Genomic DNA, 364 nt, shown 5'->3' with positions numbered 1-364 from the left:
CAACTCCCGGAACGCCCGGTCCGCCGGCACCGACTCCGCGCCCCCGTGCCCGAGCACCTGCGCGACCAGACCCCGGATGAGCACGTCGATCTGGGTCCGCGCCTCGTCGGGTGCCAGGCCCGCCAGTTGGTTGGCCCAGTCACCGCCCTGCGCGGCCCGTCGGCGGGTCGCCGTCGAACCGATGAGGGTGCGCAGCATGGCCGGCGCCGGGCCGCCCGAGAGCGCCGCCCGCAACGCCGGCACGTCGATCACCGTCGGCACCAGCGCGGGCCGGCCCGTCTTCAGGGCCGCGTCGAACAGCTCCAACCCGAGCCCTGCGCTCATCGGCACCAGACCCGCCCGAGCCGACCGCGCCCGATCCGCC

At 76.6% G+C, this 364-nt stretch carries 1 protein-coding gene; it reads right to left on the bottom strand.

Annotated features, from left to right (window positions below; genetic code table 11):
- On the bottom strand, nucleotides 1–324 hold a 324-nt coding region (locus ACSNOB_RS32035), incomplete at its 3' end, for a beta-ketoacyl reductase (protein WP_436691192.1).
- Nucleotides 325–364: the final 40 nt, after the last annotated feature.

The sequence above is a fragment of the Micromonospora sp. URMC 106 genome (assembly GCF_051386395.1).
GTDB lineage: Bacteria > Actinomycetota > Actinomycetes > Mycobacteriales > Micromonosporaceae > Micromonospora.
Note: the sequence above shows the minus strand (reverse complement) of the source record. Positions and strands in the feature narration are given on the sequence as shown.